Genomic DNA, 26,151 nt, shown 5'->3' on the forward strand with positions numbered 1-26,151 from the left:
TTAAACAACCTCGGCATAAGTCAGAAGATCAATAATTTGAAATCTGTCTGATTCTTGTTGGGGCACGGTCACGGCTGGCAAATAATCCAATCCCTTGCCGGTGCGGTTGCGGTATTCATTGAGCAGCCCCACCAGCACTTCCGCCACAATACGTCCACCAACCGGCCCCAGCTTATTACCGGAACCGATGGTCTGAGCCTCTTGCAGGCAATAGTACCACAGCGGGGTTTGTTTGAACCCCAAAGCTTTCAGTTCATCGCTGACTTCCAGTACGCTGCCTGACAATTTGCCATCTGCTTCCATTTTCCGGGCAATCGCTTGCCCCGATGGCAATCGGAAAGAAAGCCCCCGCCGCAGGTTGCGGGCCGCCAGGGAATCGCCTTCGATGCCGGTGATTCTCATGGGCATCGCCATCAGTGCATGGGGTAAGGCAGTGTCAATTTTCCGAGCCATTTGAGTATCGGCGCCGCCGTTTAATTCAAACAGGTATTTCCAGTCGATCTTGTGTTGTACCCGCCTAAAAGCACCCAATTGGAAAACGTCCACGTCCAGTTGATTATCGTTATAGTTATAACGGGCCCGGACCTGGCTATGGCCGTACCGATAGGCGGCAACCGCGAATTCAACGGGCATGCAGGGTTGGCGGCCCTGATCGATTTTGTAATAACAATTACCATGGATGCAAATATCTTCTAAAAGGTCATTGTCGATAATCCGTGGCAGAAAATCTTCCAGGATTACCCGGTGATAATAGTGAATGACGGTATCTCGAGCGTCTTCGAAACGATGTTCAGTTGCGGGCAGGGCGGCGAAAACATGATTATGAAATTCAATCATCCCCAGTTGCAGTTGGGAGATGAAAGGATTCTCGTCATTGCGCGGATCACCAATGACCGCGCGGCGGATATTGCCGCCGACATTGACCCGCAATAGATCGCGGAAAGGCGCGGCGCTATCCACATCCACTACCGGACGGGTAATCAACCTGCCGTCGGGTTTATAAAGATAAGGCGTGGCCTCCCGTCCTCCGGCATAGACACAATCCAGGTCCAAGCTAGGCGTGCGCATGTTGCGGATTGCGCCAGGAACGGCCAAGGAATCTAATTGGGAGACGGTATCCAGAGTAATGTCATGATCGACAAACTGGCCAAAAAAAGTAAAACCAGCAGGTACGTTACTGTCTCCGATAGGATCTGCGGCGTTTTGTTCGTCCATGGGGCCGTTGGTTTTGCCAAGTTCATTTAATAGGTGCCGGGGGCTGGTATCGGGAAGTACTTCAGGAGGTGTAAAGAGACGGCAAAAACGCCCTTCCACTTCAGCTATATCGCCTTTGTAACAGGTTCGATAGAGATCTTTAACGCTGGTGGGTGAACCGTGAAAACCTGTAGTCATGGGGCAGTCCTCCTGTGAAGGATATCGTTCAGTGGAGTATTGAGATGACTACTACCTTATCATCCGATTTTCATGCCTCACAATGTAATATTCACTTGTTTTGTTACATAGATTCAATTTCGTAAGATGGTTAAAGTTTTGTTGAATAGAGAGTGGGAGAGGAAGGCTGGGTTTGTTTGAGAGCGCCCATTGAATTACTCTAGTGTTTTCTGACAAATAAAGTTCAAGCAGCGCTTATGAACCGACCCCATTGGCTGATATCCGCGGCGGCATTTGTGATTATCCTGGCAGGGGTACAGGCGGCGGCTTCTTTGTTGACGCCCTTTTTGCTGTCCGTTTTTATCGCCATCATCGGTTGGCCGGTATTGGATTGGTTGCATCGGCGGGGATGGCCTTGGGGGGTGGCGATTACTGTCGTTGTGCTGGGGCTTTTGGTTATCATGATGTTGATGGGGGTGTTTGTCGGCAAGTCCATCGACAGTTTCATCGAAAATCTTCCTTCCTACCAAAACCGGCTGCGGGAAAACACGGCCGGATTGTTTGCCCATTTGCAGCGATACGGCTTCAATACTTCCTATGATGTGATCGAGCAATACACCGATCCGGGTAAAATCATGCAATTTGCCGGCAAAATGCTCACTGCCCTTGGCGGGGCTTTTACCAATACCGCTTTGATCCTCTTTTATGTCGCTTTTATATTTCTGGAAGCGGTGATTTTGCCGGACAAGCTTAAAATGGCGTTTGGCGATTCCCGCTTTGCCGCCCGGTTTGAAGATTTCTTCGTCAAGCTGCGCCGTTATCTTAATTTGAAAACCTTGATTAGCCTAGCAACTGGGGTTGCTGTCGCTCTTTGGTTAGTGATTGTCGGCGTGGATTATCCTGTCCTTTGGGGAGTTGTCGCCTTTGTGCTGAATTTCATTCCCAATATCGGTTCCTTCATAGCCGCTGTGCCGGCAATTCTTTTGGCGTTGGTGCAACTGGGCTTGGGGCCTGCCTTTTACACAGCGCTGGGCTATCTGGTCATCAACACTATTATTGGCGGGATTATCGATCCTCGGGTGGTGGGCAGTGGCTTGGGGTTGTCTACCTTGGTGGTCTTTCTTTCCCTGATGTTTTGGGGCTGGATTTTAGGGCCCGTGGGGATGTTCCTTTCGGTACCGATGACCATCATCGTCAAAATGTTCTTGGAAAGCCATCCGGAAACTAGGTGGATTGCGGTATTGCTGGGGTCAGGCAAAGAGATTTCTGCGATAGCTATGGAAAATGGTGTTAAAAACAATTCTTGAACTCGAGGCGTTTTATATCAACGTTTATGGAATTTCTTTTCCAGCGCTGTGCGCAGCAGATGATCCTTGAATTTGATCTTATCGGCGCTGAATTCAATCCCGTAACCTTGGTATTCATTTTCCGCAATTTCCCGCTTGACCCGGCCCATGATGGAAAAAACCTGGCCATCTTGAAACTGAAAATACAGCTTGAGCTTTTGTTTTTTGCGCAGCTCAATGGTAGTGGCGATAGCGGCGCCTACTGGGCTGATGTCAAGAACTAACCCTGGTTGGGGTGGGGTTTTGCGAGTAAATAAACCTTTAGGCCTGAACAGTACGCGGATATCCACGCGCTGAAAACGGGTGGCGCGCCTGCGTTCGGCCCCTTTATAATTGCGCCGTTGCCAGACCAAGCCATGGGTGACGGGGCAAAACATCGGAATCGGGTTGTCCGAAGCGATTTCCACTGACTCTACCTCGGAAGAAGCCGAGATATCGCTGTTGAGCTTATCTATGTCTTTATCCCGCTGTGTTGCCATATCAACTTTGCAAGGGTTTTTGCCTGGGAATTTTGGCTATGCTTAAAATAATTCAAAACCAACCACTGACTATATTCAATCATAAATGATTCCCCTTTGTCAGATTTCAGTGATATTTGACGCAATCATTTCCCATGTCACGGACTACTGGCAAGACAGCAACGTACAATGGAGGAACCCTTGGAACTACCAGCCATAGCTTATCTTACTCAGGTAAAAGCCAACCATTTCGAAGCCCGGCTTCTGGCGCAGGAAAATAAAACCCACACTGTCCAGGTAGATGGAGAAGAAATTCTAGTAGGACAGTTGGGTAGCTATGTTTTTATCCAGCAAAATTCGGTGCGGGTGCTGGCGATGGTCAATCAAAGCCGGGAAACGGAATCGGGGGTTTTACTCCATTTGATTCCGTTGGGGGAGTTGAATCAGGCAGGAGAATTCCAGCGCGGGGTCCGCCATTATCCCACGCCCGGCGCGGATGTTTACGCGGCCAGCAAGGCCTATATTCAGAATATTTTCGCTAAATTTAAAGCGTTCGATTTTTCCCTGGGGCAGATTTCCAACAGCGGTCAGCAGCGGGCCCATTTGAATCCCAGTACCCTGTGCGGGCGTAATTTCACCATTCTCGGGCAATCGGGTTCGGGGAAATCCTGGACAGTCGCCAGCGTGCTTCAGCAGGCGGTCCATGCCATGCCCAAGGCTCACATCATTTTGCTGGATCTTCACGGGGAATATTGTTGGAAGAATTCGGACGGGCAGCGGCAGGCCTCGTTTAAAGAAGGCACTTATCGTTATTTTGACGCCCGGGCTTTGGAGATTCCCTATTGGCTGATGACCTATGGGGAGTTGATTGACCTGTTGATTGACCGCTCTGACACCTCGGCGTCTGTGCAAACCGCGTTTTTGCGGGAGGCGCTCTACAGCCTGAAGAAGAAGGAAGCGGAAAAGCTGGATATCGGTTTTGTTTCCATTGATGCGCCCATTTATTTTTCGTTGGAAGAACTCTACAAGGAATTTAAAAACGCCAACGAACTCCGTACTGATTTTGGCAAGACCAAGGGGCCGTTGTTTGGCCAGTTTGATGAATTTTTGGTCAAGCTGCAAAGCCGGATGAGCGATGTCCGCTATGACTTTTTGCTGAAGCCCAAGCGGCGCAATACTTCCGAATCGCTGCCCAAATTGCTGCGGGATTTCGTCGGGCTGGGGGATCCCAAATGCCAGGTGACTATTATCGATTTGAGCGGCGTGCCGTTTGATGTGCGTCCGGCGGTTTCTTCCCAGATTGGACGGTTGGCGTTTGAATTCAACTATTGGAATCCCCGTAATCGGGAATTTCCACTGCTACTGGTGTGCGAAGAAGCCCACGCCTATATCCCCCGGGAGGGCAATACCCAGTATGAAGGAACCCGCCGCTCCATGGAGCGGATTGCCAAGGAAGGGCGTAAATACGGCGTCGGGCTGGGCGTGGTCAGCCAGCGCCCTCACGAGTTGTCGGAAACGGTGCTTTCCCAGTGTTCAACTTACATTTGTTTGCGCTTGACCAATCCTGACGATCAAGCCTACGTGCGCGATCTGGTGCCCGATGCAGAAAGCGATTTGGTGGATATTTTGCCCGCGCTTGGCCGTGGAGAAGCAATGGTTATGGGAGAAGCGGTACCGCTGCCGACACGGGTGCGTATTGATCAACCCGATCCTGCCCCGAACAGCCAGGATGTGGACTACCATGATGCCTGGCGCACCGGACCGGAAGATCTGAATGTGGAAGCCATTGCCGACCGTTGGCGGCGTCAGGGGAGATTTTGAGGTGACTTTAACCGGTACAAGATTAAATTACGGTCATCGGTCGTGAAGACTCGCTCCAGATTTCTTGGCGGCTGCTTTGGGGAAGAGGAGAAAGGCAATAGAAGCAACCATAAAGGTGGATTGGTTTTACCGGTGATCCGCCACGCGGCAATGCCACCGGGTACGTTTTGGGGTAAGTAACCGCTGCCGCCTTGCTGGGCCCAGGCTTGCACCGCGGCAATTTGCCCGTGGAAATTATCAGACCTTGGGAAAATTTTCAGTTCCAATGGCAGTTTCTTCCCCCCTAGCCGTTGGATTTCATCGAGCCGGGCCAAATCATCACTGTTGATTAGCATATAAAGCGGCTTCCCGGACGTCAGCCGGGAGAGTTCCAGTGCGGCCGTTTTTCTGTCCAGGGTCCATAGGTGGGCAAGTGTGACAAGGCGGTCTTCCGTAGCGTCAAATCCCCCGCTCAATCGTTGCCACAAAGATCGATCATTCCGGGCGAAGGCTTTTGCAGGGGGGTGTTTAACCCAAGTGGATCGGCCGCTGAGAAAATCGATCCTTTGGCCGTTATCCCACCAGGCGAGGATAAGGGCATTTTGTTCGGTATGTTCTCTCAAATAGGCACCCAGCCTTTGCCAATTTTGCCAGCGGCGGCTGGTTGGTTCAGGCAATAGAACCTGGTGGCGGTGACCGGTTTTATCGGCATAAAAAGCAACGGTGACTGTGAGCCGCCTGCCGGTTTCAGTTTGATGGAGCCGCCACTTTTCCAGGGATGTAGGGCGGTAAAACGCATTTAGGTCGGGCGGTAGGGTAATGGGGGTTTTCTTGATCTGCCAATTGGCTTGCCTTGGCCTCAGGGCGGAAACAATCAAAGCGGCGCCAACCAGCAGCATGGCGCCGCCTATAAGAGAGCGAAAAAACATCAAGGTTTGCGTTTGCGCCCGAGAATCATTAGTCCTCCGGCCACCAGAACCATTCCCAAAGGAAATTGCATTGGCTCCAAGGATAAATTCGCGGTATTGAGCAATTCCTTAAGTCCTGATGTTTGCTGCCGTGCTTGTTCCCGCAGGTGGGTATTTTCATCCATGATTTCGCTGTAATCGGCAAGCAGCGGCGACCACCCTTCGCTGTAGGTAAATCCACCGGGATTGGCGTGTACCAAGCCTTTATAAAGCTTGATTAAATCATGCTCCCACATATCCGCATAGACACGTTCCACATGGGAAGGATTGTTGCCTTTGGCCCAGAAAAGCTGAAAGAAACCGCCGGGTGCGTCTTTTACCGGCGCTGGCGGTGCGGGGCGGTTGGTTTTTTGCCCAACCAGCAAACCATCATCATAAAGGGCCTGAATGACTTTTTTGGCTTCTTGTTCCACTTTAAGTCCTTGCAGAATGCCTTGGTCGGCGGTTTCCAGATAGGTTTTGGCAAATCTGGGGGAATGGCATTGACTGCACGTGCCGATCCAGGCGGCCTTGCGCGCCTCAAACCAGGAATGGTTCAGATTATCGGCGATTTCCGGAGTAGGGTTGAATCCCCAGCGCACCTTTCGCACCAGATTGTGGGAGTATTCGCCTCGATATTCAAAGTGGCATAACTGGCAAGTGGGCGCGGTATAACCGCCCCGGGTGAAGGCTTCCTTCAAGGGGGCTTCGAAGTTCCATTGGGATTTGTGGGTTTGATAGACGGTGCCATGCTTGGAAAGCAGGTAGTTTTCAAATTCGTTGTGATCGACCCCGTTATGGCAGGTAGCGCAGGCTTCCGGCTGGCGGGCCTCGGCGGCGGAAAAACTGTGGCGGGTGTGACAGCCATCGCACTTGTTTTGCTGATAGTGGCACATGTCGCAGCCCTGGGCGATTTCCCGCTCCGCCATGCCCGCCCAGACCGCGGTTTCCACATTGGCTTTCCAATCCATGGCGTGGGACGGGTGTCCCTTGGGCCATTGATTCTGGGGCCAGGTTTGCGCTTTTTCCGATTCCGCCTGGGCGAATTGTTCTACATGACAAGTGCCGCAGGCGGTTCGATCCGGCAGTTTTAGATCTATATCATGGCGGATTTTTTGCTTACCCACGCCGCCGTGGCAGTCGATACAGTTGACTTCCTGCAAATGTTCGCCTTGCCGTAAAATTCCCTGGCTGACTAAATTGGTCTCCACTTGCGCCAGGATTTGTTTTTTATAGGCCCGCACATCGTTTTTTGAGAGGGTGCGAAGGCGCTTTAAGTTGGCGTGGGTGCTGTTTTTCCAGGCATGGACGAAACCGGGCGTGACGTTTTGATGGCATTCGACACACTGCTGCCGGGTGAATTCGCCTTTAACGCTGCCTGGTGGTTGATAAAAATCCTTGGGGTTCCAATAACGCTGGATGGGAATGGGTTGCCAGTGTTTCCCGTACTTGCCTTTACCGGGGTGGTCCTGGAGGTAGCGCTCTTTTAGACTCTCGAAGGATGGGGGTTCGGCTTGGCTGGATGCAACAAAACATAGCGCAAAAAGCAAGGTGAGAGACCAGATTACGGCCTTCATGACAACCTCCTCCCAAAAATCGTTATTATGGAGCATTCCTAGCATTGGTGGGCACCTCTAATCCAGGCATTGCGGGCAGAAGTCTTGCCACCTATCAATTTGCTTTTCCGGGGATTGGGAAGGGGTTGAACGTGTTTTGTACCCAAAATGGCTGGATAGATAACGAAAGTCTTTGGTTTGAAATACGAGAATCGGCAAACGATGATGTCGTGGTGGCTGTTGGCTTTGTGGAGGTGATTATGGAAGAGTCCGGTTGCGTTGCCAACCGGCGTGAATGTTTTGGTAAACTGCGGTTGTTTTTGGCGAGTGATGGCCCGGTCAAAAGCGCCAAAGTGATTTAGAACTCTTCCAAAAGTCGTTCCACGATGCTAATTGGGGTAGCTTTTTAGAAAACTTCACTATGAATTCAGCTCTGGTGCTGGGGTGTTTCTTCCGTGGGTGTTGGCGGCCTGGATGGCCGACATCAAGTCCTCAGGGAAGAGTTTACGACGTCCCACGGAAGAAACACCCCAGCACCTAAAGAAATCTTAAGCTCTGATGTTACGCACGATCATTCCGCACTATCCCCCCCCCCCCCCCCCCCCCCCGCAAGCGGTGGAGGGAGCAAGTGCGGATTATCTGACCCTGCCGTGCCGGCAAGGAAGGGGATGTGGGTTGTTCTCCGCCCAAGGACAGAAGCGGCGGAAAACCAAGCGTTGCTCCCCTCTCCCGGTGGGAGGGGGCCCGGGGGAGAAGGCATTCCGGGCAAGTGTGTAACATCAGTTAAGCTGCCAAATCCTTGTAGGTTATGTTAGAAAATAATGAATATGGCACAACAATTAGGGGAATGGCTTAACTTGATCAGCGCCTGGGTTTGGGGGCCTCCGACCTTGGCCATATTACTCGGGGTGGGTATTTATTTGACCCTGGGGTTGCGTTTCATCCCCTGGCGTCGGTTGGGAACGGCCTTCCTTTTATTATGGCGTGGCCGCCAAGGTAAGGGGGAGGGTGACATTACGCCTTTTCAAGCGTTGATGACGGCGCTGTCGGCAACCATTGGCACCGGCAATATTGCCGGCGTGGCTACCGCCATTGCCCTGGGAGGGCCGGGGGCGGTGTTGTGGATGTTGTTGACGGCTTTGTTCGGCATGGCCACCAAATACGCCGAGGCGGTGCTGGCGGTACGTTACCGGGAGGTGGATGAGCTCGGCAATTACGTCGGCGGCCCCATGTATTACATCCGCAATGGTTTGGGGCGGGGATGGCGGTGGCTGGGCGGGCTGTTTGCCTTGTTTGGCATGATCGCCGCCTTTGGCATCGGCAACATGGTCCAGGCCAATTCTGTGGCCGACGCGGTGGCATCGGTATGGCAGGTTCAAGAGCGTTGGACCGGTGTGGTCTTGATGGGGCTGACCGGCGCGGTAATTTTGGGCGGCATTCGCCGCATTGCCGAAGTGGCTTCCAAATTGGTGCCGCTGATGGCGCTGGCCTACTTCGGCGCGGCTTGTTTCATTATCGGGTTGAATTATGAGAAATTGCCAGCCGCGTTGCATTTGATTGTGACGTACACTTTTGAGCAATCCGCAGTGGCTGGCGGCATTGCCGGAGGCGCGGTGTGGATGGCTATCCGCTATGGGGTGGCACGGGGGATTTTCTCCAACGAAGCAGGGCTAGGCAGTGCTCCCATCGCCCATGCTGCCGCTCAGACCCAAGATCCAGTCAGGCAAGGGCTGGTGGCGATGCTGGGCACTTTTATCGATACCTTGATTGTCTGTTCCCTGACCGCGTTGGTTATTATCATGAGCGGGATTTGGGGCGATGGGGCTAACGGGGCTGAGCTTTCGACACTGGCTTTTGAGGCCGGCTTGCCCGGTTACGGTGCTTATATTGTCAGTGGCGGCTTGACGGTTTTTGCCTTTACTACCATTTTAGGCTGGAGCTATTATGGTGAGCGCTGCGCCGAGTATCTATTAGGCGTGCGGGTGATTTACCCTTATAGATTTTTGTGGCTGTTGGCCATTCCTTTGGGCGCCATGGGAAAGTTGAACCAAGTCTGGTTACTGGCGGACGTGATGAACGGGCTCATGGCGCTGCCCAATTTGATTGCGCTGTTGTTACTGAGCCCGGTGGTATTTCGTTTGACTCGGGAATATTTTCAATAGCGTCTTCCAGATGCCGGGGGATTGGCATCTGGAAGACTATAGATACCTTATCTTGTTATGTAATCACCGTGGGTCCTGGCCGGCCGCTGCGGGCTTTTACTTCACTCAATGATTCTGCCAATTCAATCAATTTTGCTAACGCTTGCTGGGTTTCCAGATTGTGTTTTTCCGGATTTGGCTCGAAGCGTTCGATATAGATTCTTAAAGTTGCACCTTCGGTGCCGGTGCCGGACAGGCGAAATACCAGCCGCGCTTCAGGCTCAAAGCCAATCCGCAATCCCTGGCCGGAGGTGACACTACCGTCCACGGGATCGGTGTAGCTGAATTCATCCGCCAGCACCACTTTATAATCGCCAAACTGGCGGCCGGGAAGGGATGTCAATTGTTGCCGCAGATGATCCATAATCCCTTCGGCGGCTCGGGTTTCAACGGCTTCATAATCGTGGCGGGAATAATAATGGCGACCAAAGCTGCGCCAATGTTCCTTGACAATATCAGCGACCGGTTGCTCTTTTTCCACCAGAATATTGAGCCAAAACAGGACGGCCCACAATCCGTCTTTTTCCCGGACGTGATTGGAACCGGTGCCAAAGCTTTCTTCGCCACATAAGGTTATTTTGCCGGCGTCGAGCAGATTGCCAAAGAATTTCCACCCAGTGGGCGTTTCATAACAGGGCAGGCCATATTCCTCCGCCACCCGATCTACCGCGCGGCTAGTAGGCATGGAGCGGGCGACGCCACTGAGTCCCTGGGCATAGCCCGGGGCTAGTTGGGCGTTGGCCGCCAGAAGCGCCAGGCTATCGCTGGGGGTTACAAAGAAACCCGCGCCCAAAATCATATTGCGATCACCATCACCATCAGAGGCAGCACCCAGGGTCGGGGCATTGGGGCCATTCATTTTGGCTACCAGTTCTTTGGCATAGGCCAGATTGGGATCGGGGTGGCCGCCACCAAAATCCTCCTTAGGGATTCCATTGATGACAGAGCCTTCAGGCGCGCCCAATTGCTCTTCCAGAATTCTTTTGGCATAGGGCCCGGTAATGGCGTGCATGGCGTCAAAGCAAATACTCACTTTGCCTGTGGTCAGGGCAGTGCGCATCTTGTCGAAGTCAAAAAGCTGCGCCATCAGCTCGGCATAGTCATCAACCGGGTCAACAATAGTGATTTGGGTATTGCCGATGCTAAGTTGTTGTTGCTGGTCCAGGTCAACGTCGTCTATGCAAGCGATTTTGTATTCGGTGATTTCTTTACTGCGCTGAAAGAAAGCTTCGGTGTAGCTTTCAGGGGCAGGACCGCCGTTGGCAATATTGTATTTGATGCCAAAGTCCCCCTCCGGTCCCCCTGGATTATGGCTAGCGGAAAGAATAATGCCTCCAAGCGCCTGGTTTTTGCGGATTAAGTGGGAAGCTGCCGGGGTGGAAAGAAGCCCGCTCTGGCCGATCAAAAGGGCGCCAAAATCATTGGCAACCGCCATTTTGATGATAGTTTGCAAGGCTTGTCGGTTAAAATATCGCCCGTCCCCGCCTAAAACCAGGGTTTTACCCGCATGGTCTGGCAGGCAATCGAAGATGGATTGCACGAAATTTTCCAGGTAGTTAGGCTGTTCGAGAAAGACCTTGGTTTTTTTTCGCAGGCCGGAGGTGCCAGGTTTTTGATCTGGATAAGGGATGGTTTGGCGCGTTTCGATTTTCATGGTCTAAATACCTGTATCGATTTTTTGTATATTATTTAAGAAAGCAATAAAAAACGTTTCTCAAGTTTATCATGGTGATCGGCGGGGGCGAATGATTGAAAAAAGCAAGTTCTGGGGGCTGATTCTGTGGCTGGGATTGAGCTGGGGGTGTTCGGCTGGCGCCGGTGAAGAAATTTGGCTTTTAGTGGATACCAAGGCACTGACTTTATACGTTAAGCAAGGGGAAAAGGATTTGGCGGTCTTTGAAAATATTGCCATCGGCCGCGGCGGAGTCACTCAGCAAAAGCGGCAGGGTGATAATAAAACCCCGCTGGGAGAATTTCATATCGGATGGGTCAAGGAGAATAGCCGCTATCATCGGTTTTTTGGCTTGAATTATCCCACCATTCCTTTTGTGAAATATGGGCAAAACGCAGGGCTGATTGATAATGAAACCTTCCGCTCTCTCCTCAAGGCAAATTTCGAGGAGGCTGTTCCTTCACAAAATACCCCTTTGGGTGGCTATATTGGCATCCATGGACTGGGGCGGGCGGATGCGCGGATTCATGGGCTGTTTAATTGGACCCGGGGTTGTATCGCTTTAACCAACGAGCAAATTGACCAACTTAGCCAATGGGTCGGAAAGGGGACCCGGGTAGTTATCCGTTAGAATTTGTTGGGATTTTTTGACTTATAAATACTATTTGTGTGATTATTACAACTTCTGTTGTGCCACTCATAAAAAGGATGGAGCCATGTTAAAAACAATTGTAAAAATTTCCACCGTTCTCGCTGTTGCAGGAGTTATCACTGGTTGCGCTTCTGCCCATAAGCATGAAGAAATGCATTCCAAGCTTTCCGCGCTGGAATCGCGCTTAAATAGCGTTGAGCAAACTTCTCAACAAGCCTTGGCGGAAGCCCGTGGTGCTCATGAGCATTTCCATAAGCTGGAACAGCAAACTGCTGAAAATGCCAGTCAGCTGGAAGCAATCAACGCCAAGCTGGACCGTTTGTTTCACAAATCCATGATGAAATAAAAGCTGAAAATATTAAATTTATAAATAAGCCCCTATACGGGGCTTATTTTTTGTCTTTTGAAATCCGGGCTATCAAGGGCTGAAACGGACTTTTGGAAATTTTGACCGGGATGCCTTGTTGTTCTTGCAAGGCTTTTTTTAAAGCCGCGCCATTGATTTGTATCGCAGGGGACGGGCCAAGTTTTTTTTCAATTAAAGCCAATGCGTGGTCCAGCATGGCTTCATAGGGCTTCGACTCTTCTTCCAGCGGCGGATGGACTTCGATAAAAAGCTCGCCGGCAAACCAGCCTACCTTGATAGGTTGGTTAACCAGGGTCACCGGCGTGCCTACTTTGATTTCAGGAAACAGTCTCTCAATATCCTCAGGGTACATGCGCACGCAACCGTGGGTTACCCGCATGCCGATACCATAGGGCTTGTTGGTGCTATGAATCAGATAACCAGGAATGCCCAAGCGCATGGCATAGCGGCCAAGGGGGTTGTCAGGTCCCGGTGGGACTACATCAGGTAAGGGATCACCCTCCGCGGCGTGTTCTTTTTTTATGGACGTCGGGGGACGCCAGCTGGGGTTTTTAACCTTGGCAACAACACGGGTGGTTCCCAGAGGGGTGGTCCAGTCCATTCGTCCAATGCTGACGGGATGGGTAACGACCAAACGGGGTTGTCCACGGCGGGGATTGGGATAGTAATACATGCGCATTTCCGGGATATTAAGGACAATGCCTTTGCGCGGCGCATCAGGAAGAATAAACCGGCTGGGAATAATGACTTTGGCGCCGGGTTTGGGCAGCCAGCGGTCAAGCTTGGGGTTGACCAGTAGAATCTCGTTTTGTCCTATGTCATAACGCCGGGCGATGTCGAGAAGGTCTTCCCCTTTTTGCACTTGGGTGGATTCAATTGTACCCACCAAGTCAACGTCAGCAGGCGGTAAAATAAAACTGTCAGCCAATAATAGAGGTGTAAAAAACAACCCTGCCAGCCAACAAAAAATTACTCGGCTCATTTTTGTCCTGGATTTCACCAAAATACTTTTCCTAACGATAGAATACCATTGAATCTTTTGTTGATTAATTTCAGGGAGACAAAATGAATCAAAATGAATTGGCTAAGGCTGTGCGCGCGGCTTTGGAATTAGATCCTTGGGTCAATCCTCATCGCGACCAGATTGAGGTGGAATGTTTGGGCAATGTGGCGATTTTAAAAGGGGAGGTAGCGGAAATTTCCGCCAAGCGCCGGGCCTATTATTGTGCTTTGGAGATAAAAGGCGTATCCGCTGTGGATGACCGGCTTTATGTTCGTCCAGCCGAAGCAATGGGGGACGAGGAAATTTTGGATCATTTGGCCAAGGCGCTCTATGGTGATCTGGTATTTCAACACTATGGCCTGGTGAGGGTGGATCACAAGGGGGACAAGGACGTTTGGCGTCAACTAGAGACTCAAGAAGGGGAATTTATACTGCACGTGGCCGATGGCAGGGTACATCTAGAGGGTAAGGTGAAATCTTTATGTGACCGGCGTTTGGCCGAAGTGTACGGGTGGTGGGTGCCTGGGAGCCGGAATGTCAAGAATGATCTATCGGTCATCCCACCCGAGGAAGACAGCGATGACCAGCTGCTGGAAGCTTTAAGGGTGGTGTTGGATGCGGATAGGTTTGTCGAGGCGGTAGAGGTCGCCTGCCTCTGCCAAAACTTCGAGGTTACTTTGAAGGGGGTGGTTCCTTTCCGGGAGCAGATCAAATTGGCGGAAAATGATTGTTGGTATACCGAAGGGGTAAAGAAGGTAGATAATCAACTGGATTTGCCCTGAATGAAAATTCAGGGTCCCTGGCTGCCTGGCAAACTGATCAAACGTTACAAACGTTTTCTTGCCGACGTTACGTTGGAAGACGGAACATCGGTTACCGCTCATACACCCAATACCGGCTCTTTAAAAGGGTGTTCCGTTCCAGGTTCTAAGGTTTGGCTGCGCGATACTCAAAACCCCGCGCGTAAATATCCTTATTCCTGGGAAATGGTCGAGCCAGAGCCCGGGGTGTGGGTAGGCATTAATACCGGGCTGAGTAATCAACTGGTTAGGGAAGGTATAGAAACAGGCGTGATTGAGCCTTTACAGGGATATTCGCAGATTTCCACGGAAGTGCGTTACGGTTGGGAAAAAAGCCGGATTGATTTGCTACTGGAAAGAGAAGGCCATCCGCCCTGTTATGTAGAGGTGAAAAATGTCACCTTGGTTGAAGGTGAGATCGCGCTATTTCCTGATGCCGTGACTGTTCGGGGCACCAAGCATTTAAGGGAGTTGATAGAAGTTGTCAATCAAGGCGGCCGGGGCGTGCTGGTGTTTTGTGTTCAGCGGAAAGATGGGCGGGAACTGCGTCCCGCCGATGAGATTGATCCTGTGTACGGCAAAACACTTCGACAAGCTATATCGGCAGGGGTGGAGGTGTATGCCTATCAAGCCGACCCAAAACCTGGAGAAATATGCCTGGATCGGACATTGCCGGTGGTTTGTCCTTAGAATTTATTTTATTGAGAGTGGCAACTACTTGGGTTTGATGGCGGCCATTCAGGCCACCAACGCCCAAGGAATGACACTTGAGCATCTTGAAGCCTCAAAAATTTTAGGTTTTAGGATTATCCTGCAACGATCAAAAGGCCTTATTCTTTCTCTTTACGGCGTTCTTCTGCCAGTTTTTTCTGGATTTGAGGTGGCAAAGGATCGTAGTGGCTAAAGGTCATGGTAAAGCTGCCTTCGCCGCCGGTAATGGATTTTAAAGTAGATTCATAGTCTTGCAATTCACTTAAAGGCGCCAAGGCATTGATTTCCACCCAGCCATTCGCGAGAGCGTTACTGCTATTGATTCGTCCCCGGCGGGAGGCGATATCACCGGTAATATCACCCATGCTGGCGTTAGGCGCGGTAATGATGATCTGCATAATGGGCTCTAAAATGATTGCCTGGGCCTTTTCCACTGCATCGAAAAAGGCCTTTTTGCCAGCGGCAACGAAAGCGACTTCCTTGGAGTCGACGGGGTGGTGTTTGCCATCGTAAACAATTACCCGGATATCCTGCATCGGGAATTGCGCCACAAACCCTTCCGCCATGGCTTGACGCACCCCTTTCTCCACTGCCGGAATAAATTGCGAGGGGATGGCGCCGCCTACCACTTGGTTGACGAATTCAAAACCCGCGCCCCGAGGCAAGGGCTCAATTTTCAGAAAAACTTCGCCAAATTGGCCCGCGCCGCCGGTTTGTTTTTTGTGGCGGTGGTGGCCTTCCGCGGGGCGGGAAATGGTTTCCCGGTAGGGGATACTGGGGGGATGAGTTTCAACTTCCAGGTTGAACCGGCTTTTCATCCGTTCCAGCAGCACCCTCAAATGAAGCCCTCCCAAGCCCCACAGCACGGTTTCGTTAGCTTCCGGGTCGTGCTCCACTTTGGCGCTGGGGTCCTCGGCCACCAGCTTGTGCAGGGCATCCGAGAGTTTTTGTTCGTCACCACGACGGACCGGCTGCACGGCGACGCCGACCATGGGGGTAGGTAATTGGATGGGTTCCAGGTGAAAGAAGTCTTCATCGTGGGAATCATGAAGCACGGCGTCGTAATGAATGGCTTCCACTTTGGCGACCGCGCAAAGATCCCCAGGGACGCCCCGGTCTATTTCAAATTGCTGCTTGCCTTGGAGTTGATAAAGATGACTGACCTTGAATGGTTTGCGGCCATCCCCGATAAACAATTGGCTATCCTTGCCAATCGAGCCTTGATGCACTCTAAAAATGCCCAATTTGCCAATAAAGGGATCCACATTGATTTTAAATACATGGGCGATAGCATGGGCATCGATCTCCGGGGAAACTGTCACAGGTTCTGCCTGCTCCCCCTCTCCCTTATAAAATTGGGGGGGGTTGCCTTCCTTGGGGTTGGGCATGAGTTTGGCCATGACTTGGAGCAATTGCTCTATGCCCGCGCCGGTCCTGGCGGAAACAAAGCACACCGGAATTAGATGGCTTTCTCTGAGTGCTTTTTCGAAGGGGTCGTGGAGCTGTTCCGGTTGCAGTTCCTGGCCTTGTTCCAAGTAGATTTCCATCAGGGCCTCATCCACTTCCACCACCTGATCCACTAAATCGGAGTGGGCTTGTTCCACCGATGAAAAATCTGTAGGTTTACCGTCAGGTTGGAAAAAACAATCCACCACGGATTTGCCTTGATCGGCAGGCAGATTCAAGGGCAGGCATTCGTTGCCAAAAGCTTCTTGCAGCGCTTGTAATATGCCGTTGGGGTCGGCTTCTGGGGAATCGATTTTATTAATAATGATCAACCGGCAGAGTTTTCTTTGGGCTGCCACTTCCATGAGTTTTTGATCGAGCGTGCTGGATCCGGTAACGGCGTCCACGACTAAAGCCACGGTGTCTACGGCGGGTAAGACGCTTAAAGTTCGCCCTAAGAAATCAGGAAAACCTGGCGTGTCAAGCAAATTTATCCGCGTATTTAAATGATTAAGAAAGTAAAGTGAAGGCTCCAGGGAATGCCCTAGTTGTTTTTCTAAAGGATCAAAATCGCAGACTCGACTGCCGTTGGATCCTTTTTGTGGAATCATTCCGCTGGCGGCGAGCAGGGTTTCAATCAGTTCTGTCTTGCCACTACCAGCGTGGCCGATGAAGGCAATATTGCGTATGTCTTCGGTAGAATAATCGGACATGGGATCTCTCCTAAGCTTGAGGCGGTATGATAAAGTACATCGCAAAAAGCTGAAGTTGGCAAGGGTTGGTGTTGATGGACAGATCCAACCCTTTGGTGACTGGTTTTTCTTTAGGAAAACGCTGAATCAGACAGTATTTCCTCGATTTGGAGATTACGCCAAGCGCTTCAATTTTTTTTCACTTAACCTCAATAAAAATAGGAAATTCGAACTATTGTTGGTTATATACCGTCTTTTAAATAAGGCAGAAGGGTACGGGGGATTGCGCAAAGAAATGAGGTGGTAATGGCCATTTTGATAGTGGATGATGATAGCCATTTGGGTAAATTATTAGGTTTGCGGCTTCAAGCAGAGGGATATGAAACCCTTTCCGTTCATACGGCTAACCAGGCTTTTGAATGTTTGGGCATTGATGGTGGAGCCCCCGGGTCTAATATCGACTTAGTGATTTTGGATATTTTTTTACCGGATTCATCGGGTATTGAAACCTGCAGAAAGATAAAAGAAGCCTCTAACACCCACGATATCCCCGTGATTATGATTACCGGCAGCACTGAAGAAGAACATCTTAAGGAAGCATTCGAAGCCGGTGCCATGGATTATATTGAAAAGCCCTTCAAAGGCGTGGAGGTGATTGCCCGGATCCGGTCTGCTTTGAGGCTCAAGAAAGAAATCGAGCAGCGCAAGCGTCAGACTCAAAAATTGATGCAGGCTACCAGAGAACTGAAGGAGGCCAATCAGCGGCTGCGGTTAATGTCCTTTCACGATGCCTTAACCGGCCTTCACAATCGCCGTTATTTTGATGAATTTCTGGAAAAGGAATTTGCTAGGGCAAAACGTAATCAGAGGCCGATTGCCATGATTATGATTGATATTGATTACTTCAAGCCCTACAACGACTATTTTGGTCATCAAGCCGGGGATGAATGCCTAAAACAAATTGCCGCTGCATTCGCCAAGGTGGTGCATCGATCCCACGATCTTGTGGCCCGTTATGGCGGGGAGGAATTTGCTGTGGTGCTGCCCGAGACCGATCAATCCGGCGTGATGGCAGTCGCGCAGGTACTGCGCCAAAGCGTCCTCGATTTGCAAATTGAGCATCCTGATTCCCCTTTTGGGGTGGTTACGATTAGTGAAGGCGCGGTGGCCCAGGTTCCCAGGTTAGAAGATACGGTGGAGCAACTCATCAAAGCGGCGGATGCCGCCATGTACCGGGCCAAAAAATCTGGCCGCAACCAGATTACTGCCGCGAAGTAAGGGGCTCGCCGGCAAACTCGATGCCTGCCCAACCGTGGCGCATGAATTGGCGGATATTTTGGTGATCGCTGCCTTCCGGATGCTCCAATACATGCCTGTAATGTTCGCCAAATAACGCCAAGGTCTGATTTTCATCCAGGCCTAAATGCCGGGCAAACGCAAAGATTTTGCAAGAGCCTTCATTGGCGCCCGCGTCATTGAAAACACGCTCATTCCCCAGCCCGTTGGCAAAAGCGGTGGGGTTGTAGTGAAAATGGCGTTCAATGACGGCCATGGTATCGGCAAATTGAATGGGTTCGTTTTGGGTAAGTTTGTCGAGGAGAGATTGAATATCCATGGGTTTTTCAGCGGATAAGTTGGGCCAGGGATTTGAATTTTGGGTGGCTGGCGTCTCTGAGCCATTCAAATAACACCGATTCGCCGCAAGTAACCACCGCCCCTGCCTGGCGCATGCGTTCCAAGGCATAGATTTTATGTTCCGGATTGCGGGAACAAACAGCGTCTTCCACGACAAAGACTTGATATCCCTGATGAAGGAAGTCAAATGCCGTCTGCAACACGCAAACATGCGTCTCTTGTCCTGTAACAATCACTTGCGAGCACCGGGAGTCTGCCAATACGCTCTTAAACCCTTCCGCGCAAAAACAGGAAAAGCCGGTTTTAGGGAGAGGCGAGGTGTTTTGGGGCAGAAAGCCGAGCAACTCCGGGGTCGTAGTCCCCAGTCCTTGAGGGTATTGTTCGGTTAAAATCATGGGAATATCCAGTTCTGATGCCGCTTGCAGCAACATCGCGGTATTGCCTATCATCGATTCCCGCTCTTCTTCCGGCATGGCTTCAGCCAAGCAGGGCTGAATATCAATGACTACCAATAAACTATCGGCAGCAGAACATAAAACGGGGTCAACGGCCATAAATCTTCCTCTTGGGATAAAATGAATTACTGAGGTTACGCACTTGCCCGGAATGCCCCCTCCCCCGGCCCCTCTCCCACAGGGAGAGGGGAGTCAATGCTTGGTTATCGCCTCTCCCATCGTGGTAGATGAAGGCCGGAGAACAGCCTACATTCCCTCCCTTGCCGGCACGGCAGTCAGGGAATCCGTCCTTGCCCCCTCCCCCGCTTGCGGGGGAGGGGGACGATAATGGGGAATGATCGTGCGTAACATCAGTGAATTAGTTTAACATGTTGGATAAAGGTCCCCAGACGGCCTCCAGCAGTTGCGCTTGAGCCTTGACGTTGGGATGAATGCCGTCAGCCTGCATTAAACTGGCATCCATGGCCACGCCATCGAGGAAAAAAGGAATCAACCTAACCCCATATCTTTTCGCCAGTTTTGCATAAACAGATTCAAACAGTTGCGCAAATTGAGGGCCGTAATTGGTGGGCATCTTCATGCCCAGCAACAATACTTTGGCGCCGCCTTGCCGTGCCGTCTCAATCATGGCTGCCAGATTCTGTTCCATTTGTTTTGGCGCGATGCCGCGCAGACCGTCATTACCCCCCAACTCCACGATGACAATATCCGGGTGGTGGCGTTTTAAAAGCCCGGGAAGCCGATACCTTCCCCCGGCAGTGGTTTCCCCGCTGATGCTGGCATTGACAACCTGGATGTCTTTATGCTCTTTTTTAAGCCGTTGTTCCAGCAAGGCAACCCAGCCTTGATCGATAGGGATGCCGTAACCCGCGCTTAAACTATCGCCCAAGACTAAAATGGTGGCCGAATACACTGACTGCGGCAAACCGATGAACAGAATGAACAAGAGCCAAGCTTTAACCATGCAACAAGCCTCAATTCGTGAGATGGCCAAGGCAGAAAACACTGCCCAAGCCATGATTCAAACCCATCATCTTGGAAAATCGGTCCCTACCTTGGAGGGCCGACTGGATATTTTAACGGATGTCAACCTGACAATTCATGCTGGCGAAACCGTCGCTGTCGTGGGCGTCTCTGGTTCCGGGAAGTCCACATTGCTGAGCTTGCTGGCGGGTTTGGACTTGCCAACCTCTGGTAGTGTACTCATTAATGGCGTTTCCTTGACTGATTTGGACGAAGACGGCCGCGCCCAACTACGGGGGCAAATGGTGGGTTTTGTTTTTCAGTCGTTTCAATTACTGCCCAGCTTGACGGCCCTTGAAAATGTCATGTTGCCTCTGGAATTGAAAGGCGAGACGAAAGCGGAGGCCATGGCCCGGGAATTTCTGCAACGGGTAGAACTCAGTCACCGGTTGGAGCACTATCCCCGGCAATTGTCGGGTGGAGAACAACAGCGAGTCGCCCTTGCCCGGGCCTTTGTCACCATGCCCAAAATCCTGTTTGCCGACGAGCCTACCGGCAATCTGGATCGGCGTACTGGCGGCCATATCATCGATCTATTGTTTGAATTGAACCGCGCTCAGGCCACGACGCTGGTATTGGTGACCCATGACGAGGCGTTGTCCCAACGCTGTGAGAAAACCCTGTTATTGGAAGCGGGAAAAATCAAGGTGCAGCGATGAAAACCGGATTCTCGATGGCCTGGCGCCTGTTGCGCAGAGATTGGCGGGCGGGAGAGCTGAGTATCTTGGTATTGGCATTGATCATTGCGGTTGTCAGTACCACTGCCATCGTATTGGTGGCCAATCGGTTGACTCGCACCATGACGCAACAAGCGGCGGATTTTCTGGCGGCGGATATGGTGGTTACCAGCCATTCGCCTCTTCCCAAAGTCTGGTTGGAGCGGGCCCGGTCAATGGGGCTTGCCACCGGCGAAAAAATTGAATTTACCAGCGTCGTGGTAGAGCAAGATCAATTGCTGTTGGTGGGGGTGAAAGCAGTTTCCGAAAACTATCCGCTACGGGGTTTTTTGAAAACCACGACAACCGATCTGGCCCAAGAGACAGTCACCCGTCAGCCCCCGCCTCCTGGCCATGTTTGGGTGGAAAGCCGGGTTTTGGCGCAATTGGGGCTGCGCTTGGGCGATACCTTGCAGGTAGGCAAGGTATCTCTGGCGATTGACCGGATTATTACTTATGAGCCTGACACCCGCACCAATTTTTATAGTCTGGCGCCCCGGGTGTTAATGCGAATTGAAGATTTGCCTGCTGCGGGAATTTTGGCCCCGGGCAGCCGGGCACATTACAACTTTCTGTTTGCGGGCGGTCAGCGGCAATTAGAGCCTTTCAAACGCTGGCTGAAGCCAAAACTGCAAAGCAATCAGCGGTTGCTGGATATCCGGGTGGACCGGCCGGATGTCGGGCGGGCGGTTAGCCGGGCAGAGCGCTACCTTGGGCTCACCAGTATCATGGTGGTACTAATTGCCGGGGTGGCCGTGGCGATGGCGGCGCGTCGTTACAGCGAGCGCCATTTCGATGCCACTGCCGTCATGAAATGCATGGGAGCGCGGCAAGGAGAAATTTTGCGTTTGTATGTGCTGCAATTTTTGGTGCTGGGCATCATCGCCTGTGCGATGGGTACTTTTATCGGCTGGGCGGTACAGGAGACGCTGCTTTATTTTTTACGGAATTTATTGCCCGAACATCTCGCCCAACCGGACTGGTTCGCCTATAGCTTTGGTCCGGTCACCGGCCTGCTGATGCTGTTGGGTTTTGCTTTGCCGCCGCTGCTGCGCTTAAAGAGGGTGCCGCCATTATTGGTATTGCGCCGGGAATTGAGCCCCCCGCCCATCAGTGCGTGGCTGGTTTATGGTCTGGCTGTGATGGTGGTGACGCTTTTGTTATGGCGTTTTACCAAAGATTATGAATTAAGCTTTCTTATTTTGGGGGGCGGAATTGGTGGGTTGTTGGTTCTCGCGGCATTGGTTTATGGGTTGTTGCTTGTCAGTCAGGTTGCCATCAAACGAACGAGCCTGGCCTGGCGTTTGGGTCTCCGGAACCTGAGCCGGCACCGGCAAGCCACTATCGGGCAGGTTCTGGCTTTTTGCGTGACTTTGGCGGCGATGGCTGTGAGTTTGCTGGTACGAACCGATTTGGTGGAGACTTGGCAAAGTCAGTTGCCAGACAATGCCCCCAACCACTTTGTGCTGAATATTTTCCCCCATGAATTGGAATCGTTTAAAAACTTTTTGATCAATGATTTGGGCGCTCAAAGCAGTGAATTCTTTCCCATTGTTCGGGGCCGTTTGATTGAAGTCAACGGCATGGATGTCCATCGTCTGGCGCGCAAGGATAGTGAAGGGGAAATGGCGATCAATCGGGACTTAAGCCTGACCTGGGCAACGCAATTGCCGGGCGATAATCGTCTGGTTTCCGGTCAATGGTGGCGAAATCACCTCGAAGAGCGGCAAGTGTCAGTCGAGTTGGATTTAGCTAAAAGCCTGGGAATTCATGTGGGTGATCGTTTGAGTTTTCTGGTGGAAGGCAGGCGGATAGATGCTCGCGCAACCAGCTTACGTACCGTGCAGTGGGATTCCATGACCCCTAATTTCTATATGATCTTCGCGCCAGGAAGTCTAGAGGGTTTTGCCGCTACCTATATGACCAGCTTTTATCTTCCGGTGACGGAAAAAGCCAGGCTCAGCCAATTAATCAAACGTTTCCCCAACGTGACCCTGGTGGAGGTGGAAATGATTTTGAAGCGCTTCCGGATGATTTTGCGCCAGGTCAATTTTGCTGTGGAATACGTGCTCTCCTTTGCCTTACTGGCAGGGATAACCGTGTTGATGGCGGCCGTGAGAAGCTCCATTGACGAGCGAATCTATCAGGGGGCATTGTTGAAAGCGCTTGGCGCTAGAAAGCGGTTATTACAAGTCAGCCTGTGGGTTGAATTTCTTGGGCTGGGTGCGTTGGCGGGGACATTAGCAGTGTGTCTGACTGAAATTGTGATATGGGTTGTGTATGCCAGGGTTTTTCGGATGGCATACCAGCTTCATCCATTTCTATGGTTGATATTACCTGTCACTGGGGCCTTGCTGACAGGGATAGCAGGCTATTGGAGCACCCGCAAGGTGTTTCGGCAAAGTCCGGTACGGGTTTTCCGGGAGATATAAAAAAAGGTATGGGCCATTCAACCCATACCTTTTCTCTGTGAGGGTTTTGAAAGTCTTACTCGGCTTTCAAGTTAACAATGGATGTCCAGCCGGATTTGCCCGCGCAGTCTCCTTCCAGGGGCTCGACTTTAACGTATTGAATATAGTTGACCACAGTCTGCTCGGTGACCTTCGCTTTAGTGCCGGAATCCACAACGCACACTTGCTCTTGTTCTCGGATTTTAGGATCTGTAGCGCCTAAACGTCCCGGCGCAGAGAATAAAAGCACGTCCCCACCGCCCGTTACATTGGGATTAACCAAGGTGTAGGTTTTGCCGATTTGAATAGTCGGCACCGGTGCTTTGGTGCCACCGCCACCCCCAAGGAAGAATGATCCGAAGAGCAATAAAACAATTGCGGCAATGCCGCCATAAAATAGCTTTGGGTTCTTTTCCTTTAAAGAAAGGACAGTGGCCGCAATTCCTGATGCGGCTTCCTTCGCTTCTTCCGTGACATCTTCAGCGAGCTCTTCGACCTTTTCCGCGGCTTCACCTGCAACTTCTTTGGCTTTTTCTACGGCTTCTTCGACTTTTTCGGTAACCCCACTTTCTTCTGTGGATTGATCCTTTTCATTTTCATTTGCCATTTTCTACCTCCTCTTGACTTCAGCCTGACAGGCTGATTGATCTTAACATTGTAAATACCAAGCGATTATACTAATGACGCCTCTGAATAATAAAGAGAGATAAGGCTTTCAGCAAATCGGCTTGCCCTTCCAAAGGTTCTAGTGCCGCTAAAGCGGCTTCGTGCATTTCCCTGGCTTTTTGTTTGGCGCCTTCAAGGCCAAGCAATCCAGGGTAGGTGGGCTTGTTTTGAGCCCTATCTTTACCTTGGGTTTTTCCCAAGGTGGCAGTGTCACTTTCTTCGTCCAGAATATCGTCCTGAATCTGGAAAGCCAGGCCGATACATTTGGCATAATGATCCAGCCCCTCCGCAATTTCCGGTGCGACACCAGACTTGGCCAAGGTTGCCAGACGGACACTGGCACGAATCAGGGCCCCGGTTTTATGGATATGCATCATCTCCAGGGCCGGCAAGTCCAGCTTTAGCCCCACGGAAGCCAGGTCTATTGCCTGTCCGCCCACCATGCCCGTTGAGCCACTGGCAGTGGCCAAAGTATCAACCATGGCAATACGGGCATCGGCGGAAACGTCCATGCTCGGATCCCCTGCCAGTACATGGAATGCTAACGCTTGCAAGGCGTCGCCTGCGAGAATGGCGGTGGCTTCATCAAATTGAATATGGCAAGTGGGCTTTCCGCGCCGTAGCTCATCATCATCCATGGCTGGTAAATCATCGTGAATGAGAGAATAAACGTGAATAAATTCCACCGCGCAGGCAGGGCCATTTAATTGTTCTGGGGGAATGCCCAGTGCTTCCCCTGTGGCATAGGTCAAAATCGGCCGCAGCCTTTTGCCACCGTTGAGCACACTGTAGCGCATGGCTTGATGCAGGCGGGACGGGAGCTTGTCTGCCGGGGGTAAACGTTGATCCAGCGCCGATTCGACTCGTTGCTGGCAGGATGCCATAAATGCTTTCAATTGATTTTCAGCGCTCATTATCACTATGGAATGGTTTGAGTTGGGAATCACCATTGGCCTGGGTCAAGATTTGAACTTTTTGTTCCGCTTCTTGCAAGGCGTTCTGGCAGGCACTGGCCAATTGTACCCCTTTCTCGAAGAGCTTCAGGGATTCTTCTAGGCTGACATCGCCTTGTTCCAGGCGGGTGACAATCTTTTCCAGTTCTTTCAGTTGGGTTTCAAAACTGACTTTGCGTTTGGCCATAGCTATTTAGGTGCGAAAAGCCGTTACGATAAGGTTTTTGGCATAATGTGTCAAAAAACCCGGCAGTTATTTCAAATGTGAGCAGAAAGCAGCTATTAGAAGTTCTCCAAATCCGGCCCTGGACACTTTGGGAATTGGCCCAACAATTCGGGTGCACCCCCAAAGAGGTGGCTGAAGATTTACAGCATCTTCGCCTTTCCCTGGTGCATCAAAACCTTTGTTTGCAGATTGAGCCTGCAAGATGCCGCCATTGTGGCTTTGTATTCGGTAAAGAAAAAATAAAAAAGCCAGGGAAGTGCCCCAAGTGCAAGCGATCCTGGATTTTAGAGCCCAAATTTTGGGTAGAGCCGTGTGACTGACAAAATCATTCATGACAAGGTTACCATCGGCCAGGTTTTCGCACTCGCTTGGCCGGCGGCGGTTTCCGTCCTGCTTAATAACGCTTTTAAGGTTATCGATCAATTTTCTGTCCAGTGGATCGGTGTGGCTGCGCAAGCGGCAGTGGGGGCTTGCACCTTTGTTTTGATTGCTTTTTATGCCATTTACAGTATTACTGCGGCAGGCGCCGGGCCCTTGGTTGCGCGCGCCACTGGTGCACGGGATGATCAATGGCGACGGCGGGTGGTGGGTAATGGTTTGTTTGGCGCAATTGCCATTGGCAGTGTGGTTTTGTTGATTTCAGGTTTAGGCGCTGACCGGATTGCTGCTTTGCTCAATCTTGCCCCTCAAGCCCGGCAAGAGGCGGCGGAATATCTGCGTTGGCTTGCAATTGCAGGATTTCCCCTTGCCCTGGCGCCGTTATTGGACGGCATTTTCATTGCCATGGGGCATGTCCGTAAGGTCATGGTTCTGCAGATTATGGCCACGTTGCTCAATCTGGCGTTAAATCCTTTATTCATCTACCACTGGGGCATGGGAATCGGGGGCGCTGCCGTTGCTACCGGGATCAGCCGGGGGGTGTCGGTGGCGCTAGGTTTTTGGTGGCTGCAAAAACACATCCAGCTCCGGCTGGTGCAGAGCATGGATGTCAGCGATTCTTCGGTG

The 26,151-nt window shown here is 51.4% G+C and carries 26 protein-coding genes and 1 pseudogene; 14 read left to right on the forward strand and 13 right to left on the reverse strand.

What is annotated here, in order from left to right:
- The gene (locus AXA67_06035; GenBank protein KXJ41414.1) at nt 1–1,392 is read right to left on the reverse strand and encodes a hypothetical protein; all 1,392 of its coding nucleotides are present in this window, start codon (nt 1,390–1,392) and stop codon (nt 1–3) included.
- A gap of 236 nt (nt 1,393–1,628) precedes the next feature.
- Between AXA67_06035 and AXA67_06040 the strand changes: the two genes are divergently transcribed.
- Nucleotides 1,629–2,678 carry a hypothetical protein gene (locus AXA67_06040; protein KXJ41415.1) on the forward strand — a complete coding sequence of 350 codons (1,050 nt, stop codon included), beginning with the start codon at nt 1,629–1,631 and terminating at the stop codon, nt 2,676–2,678.
- 17 nt (nt 2,679–2,695) lie between these two features.
- Here AXA67_06040 and AXA67_06045 read toward each other — a convergent pair whose 3' ends face one another.
- On the reverse strand, nt 2,696–3,196 hold the full coding sequence (locus AXA67_06045; GenBank protein KXJ41416.1) for a hypothetical protein: 501 nt from the start codon (nt 3,194–3,196) through the stop codon (nt 2,696–2,698).
- Nucleotides 3,197–3,364: 168 nt separating this feature from the next.
- Between AXA67_06045 and AXA67_06050 the strand changes: the two genes are divergently transcribed.
- Complete coding sequence (locus AXA67_06050) at nt 3,365–4,996, forward strand: ATPase (protein KXJ41417.1); 1,632 nt, start codon at nt 3,365–3,367, stop codon at nt 4,994–4,996.
- Here the strand turns inward: AXA67_06050 and AXA67_06055 are convergent.
- Nucleotides 4,981–5,904, reverse strand: coding sequence for a hypothetical protein (locus AXA67_06055; GenBank protein KXJ41418.1), 924 nt, complete (start codon nt 5,902–5,904; stop codon nt 4,981–4,983). The genes AXA67_06050 and AXA67_06055 overlap by 16 nt on opposite strands.
- A complete protein-coding gene (locus AXA67_06060; protein ID KXJ41419.1) occupies nt 5,904–7,499 on the reverse strand; it encodes a hydroxylamine reductase in 1,596 nt (531 codons plus the stop codon). The genes AXA67_06055 and AXA67_06060 overlap by 1 nt, the downstream gene beginning before the upstream one ends.
- 113 nt (nt 7,500–7,612) lie before the next feature.
- Between AXA67_06060 and AXA67_06065 the strand changes: the two genes are divergently transcribed.
- The gene (locus tag AXA67_06065) at nt 7,613–7,840 is read left to right on the forward strand and encodes a hypothetical protein (protein KXJ41441.1); all 228 of its coding nucleotides are present in this window, start codon (nt 7,613–7,615) and stop codon (nt 7,838–7,840) included.
- A gap of 465 nt (nt 7,841–8,305) precedes the next feature.
- Nucleotides 8,306–9,640: a sodium:alanine symporter gene (locus AXA67_06070; GenBank protein KXJ41442.1), complete on the forward strand. Its 1,335-nt coding sequence runs from the start codon at nt 8,306–8,308 to the stop codon at nt 9,638–9,640.
- Between the two features lie 55 nt (nt 9,641–9,695).
- On the opposite strand, the gene AXA67_06075 is transcribed toward AXA67_06070, so the two are convergent.
- Nucleotides 9,696–11,333, reverse strand: a complete 1,638-nt coding sequence (locus AXA67_06075; protein ID KXJ41420.1) for a phosphoglucomutase — start codon at nt 11,331–11,333, stop codon at nt 9,696–9,698.
- 121 nt (nt 11,334–11,454) lie between these two features.
- Between AXA67_06075 and AXA67_06080 the strand changes: the two genes are divergently transcribed.
- Together AXA67_06080 and AXA67_06085 are read left to right on the forward strand one after the other, a co-directional pair.
- Nucleotides 11,455–11,982: a hypothetical protein gene (locus AXA67_06080; GenBank protein ID KXJ41443.1), complete on the forward strand. Its 528-nt coding sequence runs from the start codon at nt 11,455–11,457 to the stop codon at nt 11,980–11,982.
- 85 nt (nt 11,983–12,067) lie between these two features.
- Complete coding sequence (locus AXA67_06085) at nt 12,068–12,349, forward strand: hypothetical protein (protein ID KXJ41421.1); 282 nt, start codon at nt 12,068–12,070, stop codon at nt 12,347–12,349.
- A gap of 43 nt (nt 12,350–12,392) precedes the next feature.
- On the opposite strand, the gene AXA67_06090 is transcribed toward AXA67_06085, so the two are convergent.
- The gene (locus AXA67_06090) at nt 12,393–13,352 is read right to left on the reverse strand and encodes a hypothetical protein (GenBank protein KXJ41422.1); all 960 of its coding nucleotides are present in this window, start codon (nt 13,350–13,352) and stop codon (nt 12,393–12,395) included.
- Between the two features lie 83 nt (nt 13,353–13,435).
- Here AXA67_06090 and AXA67_06095 point away from each other — a divergent pair, with 83 nt between their 5' ends.
- Together AXA67_06095 and AXA67_06100 are read left to right on the forward strand one after the other, a co-directional pair.
- Entirely contained in the window at nt 13,436–14,155 is a 720-nt protein-coding gene (locus AXA67_06095; protein ID KXJ41423.1) for a hypothetical protein, read from the forward strand.
- Nucleotides 14,156–14,863 carry a sugar fermentation stimulation protein SfsA gene (locus tag AXA67_06100; protein ID KXJ41424.1) on the forward strand — a complete coding sequence of 236 codons (708 nt, stop codon included), beginning with the start codon at nt 14,156–14,158 and terminating at the stop codon, nt 14,861–14,863.
- Nucleotides 14,864–15,003: 140 nt separating this feature from the next.
- On the opposite strand, the gene fusA is transcribed toward AXA67_06100, so the two are convergent.
- Entirely contained in the window at nt 15,004–17,043 is a 2,040-nt protein-coding gene (gene fusA / locus AXA67_06105) for an elongation factor G (GenBank protein ID KXJ41425.1), read from the reverse strand.
- Between fusA and AXA67_06110 the strand changes: the two genes are divergently transcribed.
- Nucleotides 17,042–17,329 carry a hypothetical protein gene (locus tag AXA67_06110; protein KXJ41426.1) on the forward strand — a complete coding sequence of 96 codons (288 nt, stop codon included), beginning with the start codon at nt 17,042–17,044 and terminating at the stop codon, nt 17,327–17,329. The two genes, fusA and AXA67_06110, sit on opposite strands and share 2 nt — an antisense overlap.
- Nucleotides 17,329–18,300, forward strand: coding sequence for a hypothetical protein (locus tag AXA67_06115; protein KXJ41427.1), 972 nt, complete (start codon nt 17,329–17,331; stop codon nt 18,298–18,300). The genes AXA67_06110 and AXA67_06115 overlap by 1 nt, the downstream gene beginning before the upstream one ends.
- Here AXA67_06115 and AXA67_06120 read toward each other — a convergent pair.
- From AXA67_06120 to AXA67_06130, 3 genes are all read right to left on the reverse strand, one after another.
- Nucleotides 18,284–18,637: a type III effector gene (locus tag AXA67_06120; GenBank protein KXJ41428.1), complete on the reverse strand. Its 354-nt coding sequence runs from the start codon at nt 18,635–18,637 to the stop codon at nt 18,284–18,286. The genes AXA67_06115 and AXA67_06120 overlap by 17 nt on opposite strands.
- Before the next feature lie 7 nt (nt 18,638–18,644).
- The gene (locus AXA67_06125) at nt 18,645–19,211 is read right to left on the reverse strand and encodes a hydrolase (GenBank protein KXJ41429.1); all 567 of its coding nucleotides are present in this window, start codon (nt 19,209–19,211) and stop codon (nt 18,645–18,647) included.
- Nucleotides 19,212–19,470: 259 nt separating this feature from the next.
- The gene (locus tag AXA67_06130) at nt 19,471–20,076 is read right to left on the reverse strand and encodes an arylesterase (protein ID KXJ41430.1); all 606 of its coding nucleotides are present in this window, start codon (nt 20,074–20,076) and stop codon (nt 19,471–19,473) included.
- A 22-nt stretch (nt 20,077–20,098) separates the two neighbouring features.
- On the opposite strand from AXA67_06130, the gene AXA67_06135 reads away from it, so the two are divergent.
- Together AXA67_06135 and AXA67_06140 are read left to right on the forward strand one after the other, a co-directional pair.
- Complete coding sequence (locus AXA67_06135; protein ID KXJ41444.1) at nt 20,099–20,794, forward strand: ABC transporter; 696 nt, start codon at nt 20,099–20,101, stop codon at nt 20,792–20,794.
- On the forward strand, nt 20,791–23,283 hold the full coding sequence (locus AXA67_06140; GenBank protein KXJ41431.1) for an ABC transporter permease: 2,493 nt from the start codon (nt 20,791–20,793) through the stop codon (nt 23,281–23,283). The genes AXA67_06135 and AXA67_06140 overlap by 4 nt, the downstream gene beginning before the upstream one ends.
- 55 nt (nt 23,284–23,338) lie before the next feature.
- Here the strand turns inward: AXA67_06140 and AXA67_06145 are convergent, their stop codons facing one another.
- The 3 genes from AXA67_06145 to AXA67_06155 form a co-directional block, all read right to left on the reverse strand.
- Nucleotides 23,339–23,908: a hypothetical protein gene (locus AXA67_06145; protein ID KXJ41432.1), complete on the reverse strand. Its 570-nt coding sequence runs from the start codon at nt 23,906–23,908 to the stop codon at nt 23,339–23,341.
- 70 nt (nt 23,909–23,978) lie between these two features.
- On the reverse strand, nt 23,979–24,881 hold the full coding sequence (locus AXA67_06150) for a geranyl transferase (protein KXJ41433.1): 903 nt from the start codon (nt 24,879–24,881) through the stop codon (nt 23,979–23,981).
- The gene (locus AXA67_06155; GenBank protein KXJ41434.1) at nt 24,871–25,107 is read right to left on the reverse strand and encodes an exodeoxyribonuclease VII small subunit; all 237 of its coding nucleotides are present in this window, start codon (nt 25,105–25,107) and stop codon (nt 24,871–24,873) included. The genes AXA67_06150 and AXA67_06155 overlap by 11 nt, the downstream gene beginning before the upstream one ends.
- Before the next feature lie 47 nt (nt 25,108–25,154).
- Between AXA67_06155 and AXA67_06160 the strand changes: the two genes are divergently transcribed.
- Nucleotides 25,155–25,466 (forward strand): hypothetical protein, encoded by a 312-nt coding sequence (locus AXA67_06160; protein KXJ41435.1) that lies wholly within the window; start codon nt 25,155–25,157, stop codon nt 25,464–25,466.
- Nucleotides 25,459–26,151: pseudogene (locus AXA67_06165) on the forward strand (hypothetical protein). Before AXA67_06160 ends, AXA67_06165 begins: the two are co-directional and overlap by 8 nt.

It is taken from the genome of Methylothermaceae bacteria B42 (assembly GCA_001566965.1).
Classification (GTDB): Bacteria; Pseudomonadota; Gammaproteobacteria; order Methylococcales; family Methylothermaceae; genus Methylohalobius.

Coding starts and splice junctions, on each gene's coding strand:
- AXA67_06055 (KXJ41418.1), bottom strand. CDS start 5,904: ATGTTTTTTCGCTCTCTTATAGGCGGCGCCATGCTGCTGGTTGGCGCC.
- AXA67_06115 (KXJ41427.1), top strand. CDS start 17,329: ATGGCCATTTTGATAGTGGATGATGATAGCCATTTGGGTAAATTATTA.
- AXA67_06090 (KXJ41422.1), bottom strand. CDS start 13,352: ATGAGCCGAGTAATTTTTTGTTGGCTGGCAGGGTTGTTTTTTACACCT.
- AXA67_06140 (KXJ41431.1), top strand. CDS start 20,791: ATGAAAACCGGATTCTCGATGGCCTGGCGCCTGTTGCGCAGAGATTGG.
- AXA67_06100 (KXJ41424.1), top strand. CDS start 14,156: ATGAAAATTCAGGGTCCCTGGCTGCCTGGCAAACTGATCAAACGTTAC.
- AXA67_06120 (KXJ41428.1), bottom strand. CDS start 18,637: ATGGATATTCAATCTCTCCTCGACAAACTTACCCAAAACGAACCCATT.
- AXA67_06075 (KXJ41420.1), bottom strand. CDS start 11,333: ATGAAAATCGAAACGCGCCAAACCATCCCTTATCCAGATCAAAAACCT.
- AXA67_06125 (KXJ41429.1), bottom strand. CDS start 19,211: ATGGCCGTTGACCCCGTTTTATGTTCTGCTGCCGATAGTTTATTGGTA.
- AXA67_06035 (KXJ41414.1), bottom strand. CDS start 1,392: ATGACTACAGGTTTTCACGGTTCACCCACCAGCGTTAAAGATCTCTAT.
- AXA67_06155 (KXJ41434.1), bottom strand. CDS start 25,107: ATGGCCAAACGCAAAGTCAGTTTTGAAACCCAACTGAAAGAACTGGAA.
- AXA67_06150 (KXJ41433.1), bottom strand. CDS start 24,881: ATGAGCGCTGAAAATCAATTGAAAGCATTTATGGCATCCTGCCAGCAA.
- fusA (KXJ41425.1), bottom strand. CDS start 17,043: ATGTCCGATTATTCTACCGAAGACATACGCAATATTGCCTTCATCGGC.
- AXA67_06050 (KXJ41417.1), top strand. CDS start 3,365: ATGGAGGAACCCTTGGAACTACCAGCCATAGCTTATCTTACTCAGGTA.
- AXA67_06045 (KXJ41416.1), bottom strand. CDS start 3,196: ATGGCAACACAGCGGGATAAAGACATAGATAAGCTCAACAGCGATATC.
- AXA67_06040 (KXJ41415.1), top strand. CDS start 1,629: ATGAACCGACCCCATTGGCTGATATCCGCGGCGGCATTTGTGATTATC.
- AXA67_06070 (KXJ41442.1), top strand. CDS start 8,306: ATGGCACAACAATTAGGGGAATGGCTTAACTTGATCAGCGCCTGGGTT.
- AXA67_06110 (KXJ41426.1), top strand. CDS start 17,042: ATGGGATCTCTCCTAAGCTTGAGGCGGTATGATAAAGTACATCGCAAA.
- AXA67_06130 (KXJ41430.1), bottom strand. CDS start 20,076: ATGGTTAAAGCTTGGCTCTTGTTCATTCTGTTCATCGGTTTGCCGCAG.
- AXA67_06095 (KXJ41423.1), top strand. CDS start 13,436: ATGAATCAAAATGAATTGGCTAAGGCTGTGCGCGCGGCTTTGGAATTA.
- AXA67_06135 (KXJ41444.1), top strand. CDS start 20,099: ATGGCCAAGGCAGAAAACACTGCCCAAGCCATGATTCAAACCCATCAT.
- AXA67_06145 (KXJ41432.1), bottom strand. CDS start 23,908: ATGGCAAATGAAAATGAAAAGGATCAATCCACAGAAGAAAGTGGGGTT.
- AXA67_06085 (KXJ41421.1), top strand. CDS start 12,068: ATGTTAAAAACAATTGTAAAAATTTCCACCGTTCTCGCTGTTGCAGGA.
- AXA67_06060 (KXJ41419.1), bottom strand. CDS start 7,499: ATGAAGGCCGTAATCTGGTCTCTCACCTTGCTTTTTGCGCTATGTTTT.